Annotated in this window: 20 protein-coding genes; 8 read left to right on the forward strand and 12 right to left on the reverse strand. The window is 63.6% G+C overall.

All coding sequences use genetic code 11. The features are described 5' to 3' along the window. Window positions 1–42: 42 nt before the first annotated feature. The 3 genes from VPH40_RS26150 (at window position 43) to VPH40_RS26160 (ending at window position 951) form a co-directional block, all read left to right on the forward strand. Complete coding sequence (locus VPH40_RS26150; RefSeq protein WP_099665485.1) at window positions 43–240, forward strand: hypothetical protein; 198 nt, start codon at window positions 43–45, stop codon at window positions 238–240. Between the two features lie 66 nt (window positions 241–306). Next, window positions 307–687, forward strand: a complete 381-nt coding sequence (locus tag VPH40_RS26155) for a glutaredoxin family protein (protein ID WP_251351030.1) — start codon at window positions 307–309, stop codon at window positions 685–687. Between the two features lie 72 nt (window positions 688–759). Then, the gene (locus VPH40_RS26160) at window positions 760–951 is read left to right on the forward strand and encodes a hypothetical protein (protein ID WP_251351031.1); all 192 of its coding nucleotides are present in this window, start codon (window positions 760–762) and stop codon (window positions 949–951) included. A gap of 55 nt (window positions 952–1006) precedes the next feature. Here VPH40_RS26160 and VPH40_RS26165 read toward each other — a convergent pair whose 3' ends face one another. Then, window positions 1007–1561 carry a cob(I)yrinic acid a,c-diamide adenosyltransferase gene (locus VPH40_RS26165; protein WP_099665482.1) on the reverse strand — a complete coding sequence of 185 codons (555 nt, stop codon included), beginning with the start codon at window positions 1559–1561 and terminating at the stop codon, window positions 1007–1009. 150 nt (window positions 1562–1711) lie between these two features. Between VPH40_RS26165 and VPH40_RS26170 the strand changes: the two genes are divergently transcribed. From VPH40_RS26170 to glcF, 3 genes are read left to right on the forward strand one after another with little or no spacing between them, the layout of a single operon-like run. Beyond that, window positions 1712–3202: an FAD-linked oxidase C-terminal domain-containing protein gene (locus tag VPH40_RS26170; RefSeq protein WP_251351032.1), complete on the forward strand. Its 1491-nt coding sequence runs from the start codon at window positions 1712–1714 to the stop codon at window positions 3200–3202. A gap of 16 nt (window positions 3203–3218) precedes the next feature. Then, entirely contained in the window at window positions 3219–4289 is a 1071-nt protein-coding gene (gene glcE / locus VPH40_RS26175; protein WP_328574900.1) for a glycolate oxidase subunit GlcE, read from the forward strand. Window positions 4290–4293: 4 nt separating this feature from the next. Further along, complete coding sequence (gene glcF / locus VPH40_RS26180; protein ID WP_328574901.1) at window positions 4294–5532, forward strand: glycolate oxidase subunit GlcF; 1239 nt, start codon at window positions 4294–4296, stop codon at window positions 5530–5532. Here the strand turns inward: glcF and VPH40_RS26185 are convergent. The 4 genes from VPH40_RS26185 to VPH40_RS26200 form a co-directional block, all read right to left on the reverse strand. Next, window positions 5525–7636 (reverse strand): putative bifunctional diguanylate cyclase/phosphodiesterase, encoded by a 2112-nt coding sequence (locus tag VPH40_RS26185; RefSeq protein WP_289900403.1) that lies wholly within the window; start codon window positions 7634–7636, stop codon window positions 5525–5527. The genes glcF and VPH40_RS26185 overlap by 8 nt on opposite strands. 185 nt (window positions 7637–7821) lie before the next feature. Then, window positions 7822–8307: a glutathione peroxidase gene (locus tag VPH40_RS26190; protein WP_328574902.1), complete on the reverse strand. Its 486-nt coding sequence runs from the start codon at window positions 8305–8307 to the stop codon at window positions 7822–7824. A gap of 1 nt (window position 8308) precedes the next feature. Continuing rightward, window positions 8309–9448, reverse strand: coding sequence for a PilT/PilU family type 4a pilus ATPase (locus tag VPH40_RS26195; protein WP_285817188.1), 1140 nt, complete (start codon window positions 9446–9448; stop codon window positions 8309–8311). Window positions 9449–9451: 3 nt separating this feature from the next. Then, entirely contained in the window at window positions 9452–10495 is a 1044-nt protein-coding gene (locus tag VPH40_RS26200) for a type IV pilus twitching motility protein PilT (RefSeq protein WP_099665476.1), read from the reverse strand. Between the two features lie 70 nt (window positions 10496–10565). Between VPH40_RS26200 and VPH40_RS26205 the strand changes: the two genes are divergently transcribed. Together VPH40_RS26205 and proC are read left to right on the forward strand one after the other, a co-directional pair. After that, entirely contained in the window at window positions 10566–11267 is a 702-nt protein-coding gene (locus tag VPH40_RS26205) for a YggS family pyridoxal phosphate-dependent enzyme (RefSeq protein WP_328574903.1), read from the forward strand. Window positions 11268–11289: 22 nt separating this feature from the next. Then, the gene (gene proC, locus VPH40_RS26210; RefSeq protein WP_328574904.1) at window positions 11290–12120 is read left to right on the forward strand and encodes a pyrroline-5-carboxylate reductase; all 831 of its coding nucleotides are present in this window, start codon (window positions 11290–11292) and stop codon (window positions 12118–12120) included. 12 nt (window positions 12121–12132) lie between these two features. Here the strand turns inward: proC and VPH40_RS26215 are convergent, their stop codons facing one another. The 7 genes from VPH40_RS26215 to ubiA all read right to left on the reverse strand — a co-directional run bounded on the left by VPH40_RS26215 (window position 12133) and on the right by ubiA (window position 16249). After that, a complete protein-coding gene (locus tag VPH40_RS26215; protein WP_328574905.1) occupies window positions 12133–12849 on the reverse strand; it encodes an anti-sigma factor in 717 nt (238 codons plus the stop codon). After that, entirely contained in the window at window positions 12846–13403 is a 558-nt protein-coding gene (locus VPH40_RS26220) for a sigma-70 family RNA polymerase sigma factor (RefSeq protein WP_180278816.1), read from the reverse strand. Before VPH40_RS26220 ends, VPH40_RS26215 begins: the two co-directional genes overlap by 4 nt. Before the next feature lie 92 nt (window positions 13404–13495). After that, window positions 13496–14053 carry a DUF3455 domain-containing protein gene (locus tag VPH40_RS26225; RefSeq protein ID WP_099665472.1) on the reverse strand — a complete coding sequence of 186 codons (558 nt, stop codon included), beginning with the start codon at window positions 14051–14053 and terminating at the stop codon, window positions 13496–13498. A gap of 89 nt (window positions 14054–14142) precedes the next feature. Beyond that, complete coding sequence (locus tag VPH40_RS26230; protein ID WP_077399688.1) at window positions 14143–14490, reverse strand: hypothetical protein; 348 nt, start codon at window positions 14488–14490, stop codon at window positions 14143–14145. Next, window positions 14487–14873, reverse strand: coding sequence for a phage holin family protein (locus tag VPH40_RS26235; protein ID WP_046683403.1), 387 nt, complete (start codon window positions 14871–14873; stop codon window positions 14487–14489). Before VPH40_RS26235 ends, VPH40_RS26230 begins: the two co-directional genes overlap by 4 nt. 56 nt (window positions 14874–14929) lie before the next feature. Continuing rightward, window positions 14930–15286, reverse strand: coding sequence for a glycine zipper domain-containing protein (locus VPH40_RS26240; protein ID WP_099665471.1), 357 nt, complete (start codon window positions 15284–15286; stop codon window positions 14930–14932). A gap of 108 nt (window positions 15287–15394) precedes the next feature. Further along, the gene (gene ubiA / locus VPH40_RS26245; protein WP_305063505.1) at window positions 15395–16249 is read right to left on the reverse strand and encodes a 4-hydroxybenzoate octaprenyltransferase; all 855 of its coding nucleotides are present in this window, start codon (window positions 16247–16249) and stop codon (window positions 15395–15397) included. Window positions 16250–16319 lie beyond the last annotated feature (70 nt).

Here is a 16319-nt window from a genome sequence, read left to right on the forward strand (position 1 = left end):
CGCAAGTGGCATTGTTTTTCCACGTCAATCGAAAGGTAGAAAATGTTTAAGAAGATCGCACTTTTCCTGTTCGCCGTCGGTGTCAGCGCGTCCTATTCGGTGGGAGCAGCCGGCAATGGTTTGAGCGACTGCCAGCGCGAGTGCTATGGCAGCTTTACCGATTGCCTCGATTCTGGCCATTCCAGCAACACGTGCAAGGATTTGTTAAATGCATGCAAGGCCGATTGCGCCTTGAATTAAGAAAACCAGGTGTGCCGGGGCGCAAGCATTGCTCCGGCTTGGAAGTAACGACGTCAAGGTGGCTTCATGATGCAAAAGAAAATTAAAACCATCGCCATGTATTGCGTGATTCTGGCCGCCGGCCTGGGCAGCGGTTATGGCCTGTCTTTATTGCCTGGTTTATTCAAATCGACTTACACGGAAGGCAATTACGCCGCGTATTTCCCGAATGCCCAGGCGAAGGTGGTGTTGTATGGCACGGACTGGTGCGGCTATTGCGCCAAGACGCGCGCGTACTTCAAGGAAAACAAGATCGACTTTGTCGATCTCGATATCGAAAAATCGCCGGAAGCGAAAAAAGCCCATGAAGAACTCGGCGGCGGCGGCGTGCCCGTGGTGTTGATCGGCAACCGCAAGATCCAGGGTTTCAATACGGGCGCGCTGGAAGCGGCGCTGAAGAAAATCTGATTGCCGGATGGCGCGTAAAAGACGGCGCGCCATGGATGTACGTCATCGTCTGTCAATTCAACAGGAGTGCTTATGTTCAAAAAACTGGGTTTCTTTTTGTTTGCCATGGGCGTCAGCGCCTCGTATGCGATCGCCGGCGGCGAGCCGGAATGCTATTCGCAATGCGATGAAGGGCTGGACCAGTGCATGACCGACCATCCAAGGTCGCCAGGCGCCTGCACCAAGATTCATCAGATGTGCTACAACAGCTGCGCGCAAGAGTAGCATTCAATAAAGTTTGCCGGCTGGCCAGTACGCTGGTCAGGCCGGCGTAGGCGGCTTATCCCCGCGTGCGGTCATGTCGCCACAGCACGTCGCTGCCGCCGGCAAAGCGGTTCAGCACGCGCGACAGCACGAACAGCAGGTCCGACAGGCGGTTCACGTACTGGCGCGGATGTTCGTGCAGCGGTTCCGCATTGGCCAGCGCGACGATGCTGCGCTCGGCGCGGCGGCACACGGTGCGGCACACATGCGCCAGCGAGGCGGCGCGCGAACCGGCCGGCAGGATGAATTCGCTCAAGGCCGGCAAGTCCGCATTGTATTTCGCCAGCAAGTCGTCGAGGCGCAGTACGTGCTCTTCCTTGATCAACTGGTAGCCGGGGATGCAGATTTCTCCGCCCAGGTCGAACAGATCGTGCTGGATGGCCACCAGTTCGTCGCGCAGGGCGTCGGGCATGGCTTCGCACAGCAGCAATCCCAGATTCGAATTGAGTTCGTCCACGTCGCCCATGGCGTGGATGCGGACACTGTCCTTGCTGGTGCGGCTGCCGTCGCCCAGGCCGGTGCTGCCATTGTCGCCCGTGCGCGTGGCGATTTTCGAAAGTCGGTTGCCCATGATGTCGATCCTGTAAAGAAGAATGGGGGCAGCATACGACACCGCGCGCCGCCTGGCCCCGGATTTGCCCGCAAATAGGACAAAAAATGCGCTGCGCGCCGCTTTTGTGCTTACAATCGTTGCACGCCCATGCACTTTTGCTCACATCCTATGCTCAATGCCGCCCCTGAATCCGGATTGACCGCCGCGCGCCAGCAAGCCGTCGTCGCGGCCCTGCTGGCCGTGCTGCCGGCCCGTTGCGTGCTGTCCGACGCCGAAGATACGCGCCCGTACGAATGCGATGGCCTGGCCGCCTACCGCCAGCTGCCGATGGTGGTGACGTTGCCGGATACGGAAGAACAGGTCATCGCCATCCTCGGCGTCTGCCGCGCGTTGAAGGTGCCGATCGTGCCGCGCGGCGCGGGCACGGGCCTGTCGGGCGGCGCCTTGCCCATCGCCGACGGCGTGGTGCTGTCGACGGCGCGTTTGAACCGCATCGTGCGCCTTGATGCGTATGCGCGCACGGCCGTGGTGCAGCCGGGCGTGCGCAACCTGGCCATTTCTGAAGCGGCGGCGCAATATGCCTTGTACTACGCGCCCGACCCGTCCTCGCAAATCGCCTGCAGCATCGGCGGCAACGTGGCGGAAAACTCGGGCGGCGTGCATTGCCTGAAATACGGCTTGACCGTGCACAATGTGCTGCGCGTGCGGGTTGTTACCATTGATGGTGACGTGCTGGAACTGGGCGGCGAATGCCTGGACTCGCCCGGCCTCGACTTGCTGGCCGTCTTCATCGGCTCCGAAGGCATGCTGGGCATCGTCACGGAAGTGACGGTCAAGCTGATCCCGAAGCCGGCCACGGCGAGGGTCATCATGGCGTCCTTTGACGACGTCGTCACGGGCGGCAATGCCGTGGCCAACGTGATCGCGGCCGGCATCATCCCGGCCGGCCTGGAAATGATGGACCGGACGTCGTCGCGCATGGTCGAACCGTTCGTCAAGGCCGGCTACGACATCGACGCGGCCGCCATCTTGCTGTGCGAAGCGGACGGCACGCACGAGGAAGTGGAAGAGGAAATCGCCCGCATGACGGCCGTGCTGGAAGGGGCGGGCGCCAGCGCCATCGCCGTGTCGCAGTCGGAAGCGGAGCGCATGAAATTCTGGTCCGGCCGCAAGAACGCCTTTCCCGCGGCGGGGCGCATCTCGCCCGACTACTACTGCATGGACGGCACCATCCCGCGCAAGCGCCTGGCCGAAGTCCTGACGGGCATCGCCGGCATGGAAACGACGCATGGCTTGCGCTGCGCCAACGTGTTCCACGCGGGCGACGGCAATTTGCACCCCCTGATCCTGTTCGACGCCAACATGCCCGGCGAATTCGAACGCGCCGAAGCGTTTGGCGCGGACATCCTGGCCCTGTGCGTGGCCGTGGGCGGCACCATCACGGGCGAACATGGCGTGGGCATGGAAAAGATCAATTCCATGTGCGTGCAATTTACGCGCGCCGAACTCGATGCCTTCTTTGCCGTCAAGCGCGCTTTCGATCCTCACGCCTTGCTGAACCCGGACAAGGCGATTCCCACCTTGAACCGCTGCGCCGAATTCGGCAAGATGCATGTGACGGCGGGACGCCTGCCGTTCGCCAACCTGCCCCGTTTTTAATTTTCCGGAGACCCCCTTGCAAGCGATAGCGGAACAATTCAGGCAGCAGATCCTGGCGGCCAGCGCGGCAGGCCGCCCCTTGCGCCTGCGCGGCGGCGGCACGAAAGACTGGTATGGCCAGCAGCTGGCAGGCGAGGTGCTCGATACGCGCGCGTATGCGGGCATCATCGACTATGAGCCGACGGAGCTGGTGATCACGGCCCGCTGCGGCACGCCGCTTGCCGAGATCGAGGCGGCGCTGGCCGCGCGCAACCAGATGCTGGCCTTCGAACCGCCCCATTTCGGGCCGGGCGCCACGGTGGGCGGCGTCGTCGCCAGCGCCCTGTCCGGCCCGCGCCGCGCCAGCGCGGGAGCCTTGCGCGACTTTGTGCTGGGCGCCGTGCTGATGGATGGCCACGGCCAGCGCCTGGCCTTCGGCGGGCAGGTGATGAAAAACGTGGCCGGCTACGATGTCTCGCGCCTGCTGGCGGGCTCGCTGGGTACCCTGGGCCTGATCCTGGAAGTGTCGCTGAAAGTGCTGCCCTTGCCGCTGCGCGAAGCGACCTTGCGCCTGGAATGCGCTGAAATCGCCGCCTTGCGCATGCTCAATGAATGGGCGGGCAAGCCGCTGCCCATTTCCGCCAGTTGCTGGCATGACGGCGTCTTGAGCGTGCGCCTGTCCGGCGCCGAGGCGGCCGTGTCGGCGGCCCTGACATCCTTGAAAGGCGAGCTGCTGGCAGCCGAAGACGCGGCCGCCTTCTGGCTGTCCGTGCGCGAACAGACGCACGCTTTCTTCGCGGGTGCGGGCAGCCTGTGGCGCCTGTCGCTGCCGCCGCACGCCAGCGCCGTGATTTTAATGGGGCGCCAGCTGATCGAATGGGGCGGGGCGCAGCGCTGGCTCAAGCTCGACGGCGACGCCGATGCGGCAGGCAGCCAGCACATCCGCCAGGCCGTGGCCGCGCTTGGGGGCCACGCCACCCTGTTCCGCGGCGGCGACAAGGCCGTGGGCGTGTTCCACCCGCTGGCGCCGGCCATTGAAAAAATCCACCAGCGCCTGCGGCACGCTTTCGACCCGGCCGGCATCTTCAACCCGCACAGAATGACTTGAGCGCATGCAAACCAATCTCGCCGATTTCATCAAGAATACGCCGGCAGGCGACGAAGCCGAAGCCATCCTGCGCGCCTGCGTGCATTGCGGCTTTTGCACGGCCACCTGTCCCACCTACCAGTTGCTGGGCGATGAACTCGATGGCCCCCGTGGACGCATCTACCTGATCAAGCAAGTGCTCGAAGGCGCACCCGTTACGGTCAAGACGCAGACGCACCTGGACCGCTGTCTGACCTGCCGCAATTGCGAATCGACCTGTCCCTCGGGGGTGCAGTACGGGCGCCTGGTCGACATCGGCCGCAACGTCGTCGAACAGCGCGTGCAGCGCCCCTTGCGCGAACGGGCGCTGCGCTTCGCCCTGAAGGAAGCCTTGCCGCGCCGCTGGCTGTTTACGCCCGTGTACAAGGCGGGGCAGGCGCTGCGGCCGTTGCTGTCGAAAGGTTTGCAGGACAAGCTGCGTCCGGGAGAAAAGGCCGGCGCATGGCCCGCGCGCCGGCATGCGCGCACCATGCTGCTGCTCGACGGCTGCGTGCAGCCGGCCATGTCGCCGAACATCAACGCGGCCACGGCGCGCGTGCTCGATGCCCTGGGCGTGCAGCTGATCGTCGCGCCCAAGGCGGGCTGCTGCGGCGCGTTGCGCCATCACTTGAACGACCAGGAAGCGGCGCTGGACGACATGCGCCGCAATATCGACGCCTGGTGGCCCTACGTAGATTGCGTGGACAGCGCGGAAGCCATCGTCATGACGGCCTCCGGCTGCGGCGCCACGGTGAAGGAATATGGCCATCTGCTGGCGCACGACGCCCGCTATGCGGACAAGGCGCGGCGCATCGCGGCATTGACGCGCGACTTGTCCGAGATCATGCCCGCGTTTGAAGCGGAACTGGTGGCGCTGCTGCAAGGGCGCATCGGCAAGCGAGTGGCGTACCACCCGCCGTGCACCCTGCAGCACGGCCAGCAGGTGCGCGGCAAGGTGGAGCAGGTGCTGCGCGCCGTCGGCGTCGACGTGCGCCTGTGTGCCGACAGCCATCTGTGCTGCGGTTCGGCGGGCACGTATTCGATCCTGCAGCCGGCACTGTCGCAGCAGTTGCGCGACAACAAGGTGGCGAACCTGGAAGCGTGCGAGCCGGAGATGATCGTGTCGGCGAATATCGGCTGCCTGAGCCACCTGCAGTCGGGCACGGAGACGCCCGTGCGGCACTGGATCGAATTGATCGACTCCGCCTTGACCCCGGTCAAATAGGCACTTCGTTGTACTGCGCGATGCGCCATTGCGGCGCCGGGATGAAATTGTTGGCCCATTCCAGCACGGCGTCGGCCGGCATGGGGCGGGCGATGCCGTAGCCTTGCGCCAGGTCGCAGCCCAGCTGGATCAATCGCGCGCCATGCTCGACGCTTTCCACGCCTTCGGCGATCACCGTCAAGCTGAAGGAGCGGGCCAGGCCGATGACGGCGCGCACCAGGTGCAGGTCGTCGCGGTCGTTGAGCATGTTGCGCACGAAGCTCTGGTCGATCTTGACGATGTTCGCCGGCAGGCGTTTCAGGTATGACATCGACGAGTAGCCGGTGCCGAAATCGTCGAGCGCGAAGGTGATGCCCAGCGCCTGGCAGGCGCGGATGATGCGGCGCACGTCTTCGATGTCGTGCAGGGCCGACGATTCGAGGATTTCCAGTTCCAGCATGCTGGCGCGCACGCCGGGAAATTCGCCGAGGATGGTTTCCAGGCGCGAGACGAAGTCCGGTTGCTGGAAGTGGCGCGCCGCGATATTCACGCTGACGACCCAGTGCTTGCCGCAAGCCACCCAGCGCTGCATCTGCCACAGGGCCTGGCGCAGTACCCATTCGCCGATGTCGATGATCAGATCCGTCTGTTCCACCAGCGGCAGGAATTGCGCGGGCGCCAGCACGCCGCGGCGCGGGTGCTGCCAGCGCAGCAGCGCTTCCATGCCTACCACCGTGCCGGCGCGCATGTTCACCTTGGGCTGGTAGTACAGCCGCAGTTCGCCATTGATCAGGGCCTGGCGCACTTCCGTGCGCTGGTTGTGGTGGGTGCGCACTTCTTCATCGAGGTTGGTGTCGAAGAAGTGGTACTGGTTGCGCCCCGTCAGTTTCGCCTGGTAGACGGCGTGGTCGGCGTGGCGCAGCAGGCTTTCCGTATTCAAGTCCTTGCCCGCGTAGACGGCGATGCCGACGCTGGCCGTCACGTGCAGCGCCTGCTGGTCGCCCTGGTAGGGGCGGCTCAGTTCCTGCAGCAATTGCGTGATGTTCTGTTCGATGCTGGCGATGCTGGCCTGGCCGCACAGCAGCAGGACGAATTCATCGCCGCCCAGGCGCGCCGCGTAGTGGATCTGGCCCGTAAAGCCGTGCAGGCGGCCGGCCACCTGCTTGAGGATTTCATCGCCCGCTTCGGCGCCGTAGCGGTCGTTGATGGCCTGGAAATGGTCGAGGTCGAACAGGCAGACGGCCAGCAGGCGCTGGCGTTCGCGCGCCAGGAACAGCTCCTGTTCGAAACGGGCGGCCAGCGCGGCGCGGTTGGGCAAGCCCGTCAGCACGTCATTGTAGTTTTGCCATGACAGCTTTTGCAGCGCCTGCTGCATGTGCACGGTTTCGTTCAACTGCTCGCCCAGCTGGCGCTGGCTGGTCTTCAGCGAGGTCAGCAATTCTTCGATATCGCCGGCCATGCCATTGAACGACTGCGACACGGCTTGCGCTTCGGGCGTGGCGCCGGCCGCCAGGCGCACGGCGAAGTTGCCATCGCGGAAGCGGTCCGTCGCCTGCACGAGCCGCGCCAGCAGCTTGCGGTGCGACGCCAGGATCAAGCCCAGCAGGAGGAAGACGAGGACGATGTTGATGGTGCTGAGGACGGCCTGCCCGCGCACCCGTTGCCACACCTGCGCCAGGGGCAGGCCGGGCGTGTAATGCACGTCGAGGATGCCGTCGCCGCCATCCGGCAGCGCCACCGTCAGGCGGCTGCGGATGGCCGCCATGCCCGCCAGGCGTGCAAACCAGGCCGGCACGCCGTCGGCCAGCGTATCGGTCAGCTTGTTGTCGGCCAGCACTTCGACATGCGCGCCAGCCGTATCCCAGCGCATGGCGGCGAGGCTGCGGTTCAGCGGCAGGGCGCTGCGCAGCACTTGCCGCACGCTGTCGTGCATCGCATGCCGGTCCGTATGCACGGCCAGCGGCAGCACGCTATTGGCCAGGAACAGGTCGAGTTGCCGGGCTTCGCTCTGGTAGCGGGCATTGGCCAGCGCCGTTTCCGTCCCGAGCAGGGCGTGATAGCGAAAGGCGGAAACGGCGAGTATCAGGAAGGTAATAGGGATGAAGAGGCGGGAATAACTGCCCATCCGCATCCATGAAGATAATATTTTCCCAAAGACTGGCATCGTTTTATGATCGATATCTGCGAATAATTATGTAAACATTATCACCGATATTTGCTATTTGAAACACAATATTGATATCAAGCATGAAATAAATACAGTTTTATTGATTTCACATGATTGTTGTCTTAAGTCAAAGTATTGCGCTTCTACTCTTGTAGCAATTGCCGTATGTCGGCCGCCAGGCTGGCCGGCTTGCTGGCCGTCGCATAGCGGCGAAATACGCTGCCATCCTTGCGCACCAGAAACTTGGTGAAATTCCATTTGATCGATTGCGTGCCCAATATGCCGGGCGCCGCCTGTTTTAATTGCGCAAAGACGGGATGGGTATGCGGGCCATTCACGTCGACCTTGGCAAACAGGGGAAAGGTGACGCCGAAGTTTTTTTCGCAAAAGGCGCCAATTTCCGCGTTCGAGCCCGGTTCCTGCTGGCGGAATTGATTGCAGGGAAAACCCAGCACGACCAGGCCCTGGTCGTGGAATTCGCGGTACAGCGTTTCGAGCCCCTGGTATTGCGGCGTGAAGCCGCAGGCGCTGGCCGTATTGACGATCAGCAATACCTTGCCCTTGTAGCGCGCCAGGTCGATCGGCGTGCCGTCCAGTGCCTCGGCCTGGAAATTGTGGATGCTGGTCATGTCAGAGGAGTCCCAGTTTGGTGGCGCCCGCCTGCGGGGCCGGTTCCGGCGCCGTTGCGCCCTTGAGCTTGATCGTCAGGCGCAGGTCGTTGACGGAATCCGCATTGCGCAGCGCGTCTTCATAGCTGATGGCGCCCGTCTCGTGCAGGTCGAACAGGGCCTGGTCGAAAGTCTGCATGCCATGCTCGCGCGATTTTTTCATCAATTCCTTGATCTCGTGCACCTGGCCCTTGAAGATCAGGTCGCTCATCAGCGGCGAATTGAGCAGGATTTCCAGCGCCGCCTGGCGCCCGCCGCCATCCTTGTTGGGGATCAGCCGCTGCGAAATCATGCCCTTCAAATTCAGCGACAGGTCCATCAGCAACTGCTGGCGCCGCTCTTCGGGGAAGAAATTGATGATGCGGTCCAGCGCCTGGTTGGCGTTGTTCGCGTGCAAGGTCGCCAGGCACAGATGGCCCGTCTCGGCAAACGCGATGGCGTGGTCCATGGTGTCGCGGTCGCGGATTTCGCCGATCTGTATCACGTCGGGCGCCTGGCGCAGGGTGTTTTTCAGGGCCGTGGCCCAGTCGTCCGTATCGACGCCCACTTCGCGCTGGGTGACGATACAGTTGCCGTGCGGATGGATGAATTCCACGGGGTCTTCGATGGTGATGATGTGGCCGTGGCTGTGGGCGTTGCGGTGGCCCACCATGGCCGCCAGGGTGGTCGACTTGCCGCAGCCCGTGGCGCCCACCATGATGACGAGGCCGCGCTTGCTCATCACGATGTCTTGCAGGATGGCGGGCAAACCCAGACCAGCGAGGCTGGGGATGGCGGTATTGATCAACCGCAAGACCATGCCTGCCTGGCCCATCTGCACGAAGGCGGACACGCGGAAACGCCCCAGTCCCTCCGGGCTGATGGCGAAATTGGCTTCGCGGCTGGACTCGAACTCGGCCGCCTGGCGCGCGTTCATGACGGCGCGCACGTAGCCGGCCGCCTGTGCCGCGTCAAGCGCGCCGCCAGCCAGCGGCGTCAGCTTGCCGTCGAGCTTGATGGCGGCGGGAAAGCCGGCCGTGATGAACAGGTCGGATCCGCCCCGTGCGCGCATCTGCGCCAGCAGCGCATGCATGGCGCCATAGTGTTCGTGCGTCGTCTGCATGGCTTATCCGGGGAAGTTTTCAGGGGACTTGGCGGCCGAGCGGGCCGTTTCCGCCGAGATCGTGCCGCGCCGCACCAAGTCGGTGAGGCACTGGTCCAGGGTTTGCATGCCCACGTTGCTGCCCGTCTGGATGGCCGAATACATTTGCGCCACTTTCGCTTCGCGGATCAGGTTGCGCACGGCAGGCGTGGCCAGCATGATTTCATGCGCGGCCACGCGGCCCGCGCCGTCCTTGGTTTTCAGCAAGTTTTGCGAGATGACGGCTTGCAAGGATTCGGACAACATGGCGCGCACCATTTCCTTTTCCTCGGCAGGGAAGACGTCGATGATGCGGTCGATCGATTTCGCCGCCGACGAGGTGTGCAGGGTGCCGAACACCAGGTGGCCCGTCTCGGCCGCCGTCAGCGCCAGGCGGATGGTTTCCAGGTCGCGCAATTCGCCCACCAAAATCACGTCCGGGTCTTCGCGCAGGGCCGAGCGCAGCGCATTGCTGAACGAATGCGTGTGGGAACCGACTTCGCGCTGGTTGATCAGGCATTTCTTCGGTTCATGCACGAATTCGATCGGGTCTTCGATGGTCAATATATGGTGGTTCAGGCGCTCGTTGACGTGGTTCACCATCGCCGCCAGGGTGGTCGACTTGCCGGAACCCGTCGGGCCCGTCACCAGCACGAGTCCCCGCGGACGCATGGCCAGCTCGCCGAAGATGCGGGGGGCGTTGAGCTCTTCCAGGGTCAGCACCTTCGACGGAATCGTGCGCAGCACGGCCGACGCACCGCGTTCCTGATTGTAGGCGTTGACGCGGAAGCGCGCCAGGCCGGGGATTTCGAACGAAAAATCGCATTCCAGCGCTTCTTCATACGCCTTGCGCTGGCTGTCGTTCATGATGTCGTAGATCATGCTGTGCACTTCCTTGTGCTCGAGCGGCGCCACGTTCAGACGGCGCACGTCGCCATTGACCCGTATCATCGGCGGCAGGCCGGAAGACAGGTGCAGGTCGGAAGCCTTGTTGCTGACGGAGAAAGCGAGTAGTTCGGAGATGTCCATTTATAATCCCTGTGCCTGCATTGATGGGCTGGCGCACTGTGCCGCCGCCCCTATACACTAGAAAATGATTATGTCCACAATCGAACAGAACTTGCAAGCCGTGCGCGACAGTATTGCGCAGGCCGCCTTGGAGGCGCAGCGCGCCCCTGGTGACGTGACCCTGCTGGCCGTGTCGAAAACCTTCGGCGCGGACGCCGTGCTGGCAGCCATGCACGCGGGCCAGGCGGCGTTTGGCGAAAATTACCTGCAGGAAGCGCTCGACAAGATTAGCGCCGTCAAGCTTGCGCTGCCGCAAGGCGCACCCGTCTGGCATTTCATCGGCCCCATCCAGAGCAACAAGACGCGCCCCATCGCCGAACATTTTGACTGGGTGCATACGGTGGAACGGGAAAAGATCGCCGCCCGCCTGTCCGAGCAGCGCCCGGCCGGCTTGCCGGACTTGAATATCTGCCTGCAAGTCAATATCAGCGGCGAAGCCAGCAAGAGCGGCGTGACGCCGGCTGACTTGCCGGCGCTGGCGCATGCCGTGGCGCAACTGCCCCGTTTGCGCTTGCGCGGCCTGATGGCCATCCCCGAGCCGGAAACGGATGTCGACCTGCAGCGCGCCGCCTTTGCGCAATTGCGCGCGCTGTACGACCAATTGAAGGCGGACGGCCTCGCGCTCGATACCTTGTCGATGGGCATGTCGGCCGACTTGCGCGCCGCCGTGCTGGAAGGCGCCACCATCGTGCGCGTGGGCAGCGCCATCTTTGGTTCCCGCAATTACTCTTAACTGATTGATAGAAAGAATCACCATGACGACAGAATTGAATATCGCCTTTGTGGGCGGCGGCAATATGGCTGCGGCCCTGATCGCCGGCCTGGCGGGTAAATTGACCCTGGGCGGCAACATCCACGTGATCGACCCGCATGCGCCCGCGCTGGAAAAACTGCGGGCGCAATTCGGCGTGACGACGGCTTCCGCCGCCGGCGACGCGCTGCGCGCCGTGGACGTGATCGTACTGGCCGTGAAACCGCAAAGCATGCGCGAGGTGGCGGCGCAGTTGCTGCCCTTCCTCGACGGCGAGCGGGCGCCATTGATCCTGTCGATCGCGGCCGGCATCCGCGCGGCCGACCTGTCGCGCTGGCTCGGCGATTACCGCGCCATCGTGCGCTGCATGCCGAATACGCCAGCCCTGATCGGCATGGGCATCACGGGCATGGTGGCCAGCAGCGGCGTCAGCGATGAGCAAAAGAAGACGGCGGACGCCATCCTGCGCGCCGTCGGTCAGACCGTCTGGCTTGATGATGAAGCGAAGATCGACCCTGTGACGGCCGTGTCCGGCAGCGGTCCCGCCTATGTGTTTTACTTTATCGAAGCGATGCAGCAGGCGGCCGCCGAGCTGGGCCTGACGCCGGAGCAGGGCACGCAGCTGGCGATTGCCACGTTTACGGGCGCGGCGCAGCTGGCGGCGAACTCCAGCGAACCCGTGTCCTTGCTGCGCGAGCGGGTCACGTCGAAGGGCGGCACGACGTATGCGGCGCTCACCAGCATGGAAGAGAGCGGCGTGAAGGCGGCCATCGTCAAGGGCATCAAGGCGGCTGCGCAGCGCGGACGTGAGATGGGAGACGAGCTGGGAAAATAAGTGGTCAAGTAATTACATGACCTTGACGGCGCGGCCGATGTATAAAACCGGCCCCGTCGGCCGGCCCGTGGGCGAGCCCGTTGCCGGTTCCAGGGTGATTTCAAACAGTTGCTCCGGCTGCAGCGGCGGCAGCTTGTCCAATGTCAACTTGAGGCTTTGCCCCGGCTTGACCAGGCCCAGCGACACGGGCGCACCCCAGTCCTTGCCCTTGGTCCAGAATTGCAGGGCCTTTTGCTGCGGCACGCTGGTCGGCCCCAGCGGGATCAGGCTCAGGTCGCGGTTCTTGCCGCCGCGTCCGCCCGCCTGCACGATCCAGCCCGGCGATTTGTCCTGCGGCGCCACCAGCACCACCAGGTAGCCGGGTCCGCTGGGTGCCTGCAGTTGCACGCTGACCAGCACGGCCAGCGCGGCCGTGGCCGCCAAGCCGCCGCCCGCCAGCATTCTCCAGAAGGCCAGGCTGTACCACCACGCTTGCCAGCCGCCCGCCTGCCGCACGGCCGAAGGCGTGAACAGGCTGGCGCTGATGCGCGGCCACAGTTGCGCGGAGGGCGTTTCGGGTGGCGCCAGGGTCGTCAAGGGCAGCAGGCGCCGTTCCCAGGCTTCGACGGCATCGCGCAAGACGGCGTCGCGCGGCAAGCGCTGTTCCACTTCCGCCCGTTCGGCCAGCTCCAGGGTGCCCAGCACGTATTCGCTGGCCAGCCTGTGCAATTCTTCGCCGCCGTTGATCATCCCATGCACTCCCGCAAGGCGGCCAGGCCCCGCTTGACCCAGGCCTTGACGGTCCCCAGCGGCGCTTGCAGGCGCTGCGCGATTTCGCTGTGGGAACAGCCGTCAACGTAGGCGTACAGGATGCTGTTGCGCTTCGATTCATCCAGGTGGCCGAGGCAATCGTGCAGCTTGCCCAGGTTCGCCTGGTCGGCATAGGCCTCGCCCGCATCGTGGCTGTGGCGTTCGTGCAGCAGGGTTTCCACGGTATCCTCGTCGGCCGGTACTTCATGGGCGCGGGCGCGCGCCACGTCCAGTGCCTGGTGCCGCACCACCACATAGATCCAGCCCTTGCCGCTGCCGCGCGTGGCGTCGAAACTGCCGGCGCGGCGCCAGATATTCAGGAAGGCGTCGTGCAGCACGTCTTCGGCCAAGGCCCGCTGGCGCACGATGCGCAGGGCCACGCCCAGCAGGTAGCGGCTTTCCTGCTGGTACAGGCCGTGCAATGCCTGCTGCTCGCCCCTGGCGCAGGCGCGCAGGGCGGCATCGTAATCGAACGGAGTGGCTAGCGTTGGCAAGGTCGGCGCAATCGTCAGGAATAAACGGTTAGCAAGTTTTCAAGGCCGAGTATAGGCCAGAAACCCGCTTGCCAACCGTCAATTTGACGCTGTTATGCGGCTTTCCAAAAAATGTAGTCGGCCTGATAGGGCACCCATTGTTTGGCGCCGATGCTTTCCATGCCGCAGGGGCTGCTTGGCGCCACGCCGCCGCTGGTGGCCACGCGCTGGATGTAGCTGACGCCCTGCATGGCGCCGCTGCCCGTGGCCGGGTTGGCCTTCACCAGCTGGTATGGGATATTGCCCGCGCCGGCCGGCGCCACGGCCACTTGCGTGGCCGTCACTTTCGAGCCGTCCAGGTTGGCCCAGGTGGCCGGTGGACCGACATACGTGCCCACCTGCATACCGCTGCGGTCGTTCAAGGCCGCGTCCGGTCCCACGAAAACCCATTCATGGCCCGTCATGTCTTTCTTGGCCTTGCATTCGTAGGCGATCTTGCCCACGCCCACGGTCTGCATGGCCACCTGGTGGCCATCGGGCACCTTGACGGCGTTCGGTAATTGTTCCTGCGAATAGCGCGCGCTCATGGGGGCGCAAGCGCTCAGCAGCAGGGCGGCGCCCAGCACAGCGAGGGCGGGAACGGCGTGGCGTGGGGCGGTGAAGGCAAGCATGGCGAACTCCTGGTAGTTGGCTCAACCGGCTGGTTGATACTGTTACTACGCATGGGTCTGCCATTTGGATGCAGCCGGGTCAAAATATTTTATGACGGCGTTTCTTTCTTGCTGAAACGCTGCGCCAGCGCCAGCAGGACGGGCATGGCCGTGGTGGCGTGCTTGAGCAGCGCGCCGCTGGCCCGCAGCAGCGGCAGGATGCGGCGCGGACGTACCAATGCCAAGCCCAGCACGGCGCCACCCACCATCAGGGGAATTTTGAAACGCGTGGCCAGGGTGTGGCGCAGATTGCCGCCCGTGAGCGGTTCCAGCAACTGGCGCGTCTGCACGCCCAGGGCCAGGCGCTGCAGCGCGCATTCGGCCAGCAGCGCGTCGCGCCGCTGCGCCAGGCTGGCGGCCGTGTGGACGCTGGACAATTTGGTGGGGTGCGTGGTCATGGCCGCTCCGATCCCCGGCGCGCCAGCAATTGCAGCTCGTCCAGGTCTTTGTTCAGTTCGGAAAGTGTAAAAGAAAGCAGTTTCGGCTTGCTGCGGAAACTGGCGCGCACGCCCAGCAGGGTGGCGATGGCGGCGACGATGAAGACGGCGGCCGTGATGGCGATGGCGGCGATGCGGTGCGTATCCCAGAACAGCACGATGACGAGGAACACGATCAAGACGAGGCCGACAAACAGGCACAACAGTGCCAGCATGGCCAGCGCCAGATAGGACAGGAAGCGCAGCGACTCTTCTTCCATTTCCACGGCCGCCAGGGCCAGACGGGTCTGGACGATGGCGGCGAGGGTCGCTGCGACTTGGGCGACATGGTGCACGATAGCCATATGCTGCCTTTCGCGTCAGGTGACGGCCTGCGCCGTCGGTACCGCGTCGTTACAATCTAGCGGCGCGACGAGGAAAGCAGCAGACCGAACAGCACGCCGACGACGGCGCCCGCGCCCACGGCTTTCCAGGGATTGTCCTGCACGTATTCGTCGGTGGCCTTGGCCGCCTTCTTGGTACGTTCGAGCAAGTCTTCTTCCAGCTTGATCAAGTCTTTCTTGGCCGTTTCCAGGGTGGCGATGAACTTGTCCTTGACGGCTTTGACATTCTCGCCCGTCTGATCCTTGGCGCCATCGAGCCAGCCTTCCGCTTCATCGATGACGGTCTTCAAGTCGCCGACCAGTTTGTCGCGGGCCTTGTCGGCGTCGGCGAGGATGCTGTCGCTGCTGGATTTTCCGGTATGTATCGAGCTCATGTATTACCTCATGGAAGTGAAACTGCACAGTGAAATACCAGTGTAGGCAGCTGCGGCCAGGCTTGTCTTGCGCCGCCTCAAGGGCTGCCGCGGCGCAAGGGTCATTGCTTAACGGAAAGCAAAGTCCAGTACCACGCCCGCAAATACCGCCGCTCCTAGCCAGTTATTATGCCGGAATGCCGCAAAACACGGCATACGCTCGCGTGCGCGGATCAAGGTGTAGTGATAAACGGCGCAGCCGGCCGCCACCAGCAAGCCCGCGACGAACCAGTAACGCAAGCCCAGATACCAGCCGCATGCCAGCCACAGCAGCAGGAAAACGGCATAGCAGGCCATGACGATGGCCACGTCGTAGCGGCCAAAGGTGATGGCCGAGGTCTTGATGCCGATTTTTAAATCGTCGTCGCGGTCGACCATCGCGTATTCCGTATCGTAGGCCACGGCCCAGAAGACATTGCCCAGCAGCAGCAGCCAGGCGACGATGGGCACGGCATCCGTGATGGCGGCAAAGCCCATGGGGATGCCGAAGCCGAAGGCGATGCCGAGATACGCTTGCGGAATCGCAAAGAAACGCTTGAAATAGGGATAGGTGCCGGCGATGATGACGGCCGCCACGGATAGCTGCTTGGTCAGCGCGTTGAGGGGCAGGATCAGGCAAAAGGCCAGCACGGTCAGCACGCCTGCCACGGCCAGCGCTTCCTTGCCGCTGATGCGTCCGCTGGTGATGGGACGCTCGGCCGTGCGCTTGACGAATTTGTCGATATCCTGGTCGGCGTAGTCATTGATGGCGCAGCCTGCCGAGCGCATCAGGAAAGTGCCGAGGGTAAAGATGAGCAGCAGCCGCCAGTCCGGCACGCCCTGCTGCGCCAGCCACAGCGCGCACAGGGTAGGCCACAGCAGCAATACGGTACCGATAGGCTTGTCCAGCCGTATCAGGCGGAAATACAGCGCCAGCTTGTTCATGGAAGACTCGATCTTGTTGAAGAGAAAGGTCGATTATCGCAAATAGTATGTAAATGTACTATTTTGCGCC

The sequence above is a fragment of the Janthinobacterium sp. P210005 genome (genome assembly GCF_036231865.1).
Classification (GTDB): Bacteria; Pseudomonadota; Gammaproteobacteria; order Burkholderiales; family Burkholderiaceae_D; genus Janthinobacterium; species Janthinobacterium kumbetense.

Bases quoted from the DNA above. Each gene is read 5' to 3' on its own strand.
- VPH40_RS26230 (WP_077399688.1), bottom strand. From the start codon at position 14,490: ATGACCACGCACCCCACCAAATTGTCCAGCGTCCACACGGCCGCCAGC.
- ubiA (WP_305063505.1), bottom strand. From the start codon at position 16,249: ATGAACAAGCTGGCGCTGTATTTCCGCCTGATACGGCTGGACAAGCCT.
- VPH40_RS26185 (WP_289900403.1), bottom strand. From the start codon at position 7,636: ATGGGCAGTTATTCCCGCCTCTTCATCCCTATTACCTTCCTGATACTC.
- proC (WP_328574904.1), top strand. From the start codon at position 11,290: ATGACGACAGAATTGAATATCGCCTTTGTGGGCGGCGGCAATATGGCT.
- glcF (WP_328574901.1), top strand. From the start codon at position 4,294: ATGCAAACCAATCTCGCCGATTTCATCAAGAATACGCCGGCAGGCGAC.
- VPH40_RS26165 (WP_099665482.1), bottom strand. From the start codon at position 1,561: ATGGGCAACCGACTTTCGAAAATCGCCACGCGCACGGGCGACAATGGC.
- VPH40_RS26200 (WP_099665476.1), bottom strand. From the start codon at position 10,495: ATGGACATCTCCGAACTACTCGCTTTCTCCGTCAGCAACAAGGCTTCC.
- VPH40_RS26195 (WP_285817188.1), bottom strand. From the start codon at position 9,448: ATGCAGACGACGCACGAACACTATGGCGCCATGCATGCGCTGCTGGCG.
- VPH40_RS26150 (WP_099665485.1), top strand. From the start codon at position 43: ATGTTTAAGAAGATCGCACTTTTCCTGTTCGCCGTCGGTGTCAGCGCG.
- VPH40_RS26205 (WP_328574903.1), top strand. From the start codon at position 10,566: ATGTCCACAATCGAACAGAACTTGCAAGCCGTGCGCGACAGTATTGCG.
- VPH40_RS26225 (WP_099665472.1), bottom strand. From the start codon at position 14,053: ATGCTTGCCTTCACCGCCCCACGCCACGCCGTTCCCGCCCTCGCTGTG.
- VPH40_RS26235 (WP_046683403.1), bottom strand. From the start codon at position 14,873: ATGGCTATCGTGCACCATGTCGCCCAAGTCGCAGCGACCCTCGCCGCC.
- VPH40_RS26240 (WP_099665471.1), bottom strand. From the start codon at position 15,286: ATGAGCTCGATACATACCGGAAAATCCAGCAGCGACAGCATCCTCGCC.
- VPH40_RS26190 (WP_328574902.1), bottom strand. From the start codon at position 8,307: ATGACCAGCATCCACAATTTCCAGGCCGAGGCACTGGACGGCACGCCG.
- VPH40_RS26170 (WP_251351032.1), top strand. From the start codon at position 1,712: ATGCTCAATGCCGCCCCTGAATCCGGATTGACCGCCGCGCGCCAGCAA.
- VPH40_RS26215 (WP_328574905.1), bottom strand. From the start codon at position 12,849: ATGATCAACGGCGGCGAAGAATTGCACAGGCTGGCCAGCGAATACGTG.
- VPH40_RS26160 (WP_251351031.1), top strand. From the start codon at position 760: ATGTTCAAAAAACTGGGTTTCTTTTTGTTTGCCATGGGCGTCAGCGCC.
- VPH40_RS26155 (WP_251351030.1), top strand. From the start codon at position 307: ATGATGCAAAAGAAAATTAAAACCATCGCCATGTATTGCGTGATTCTG.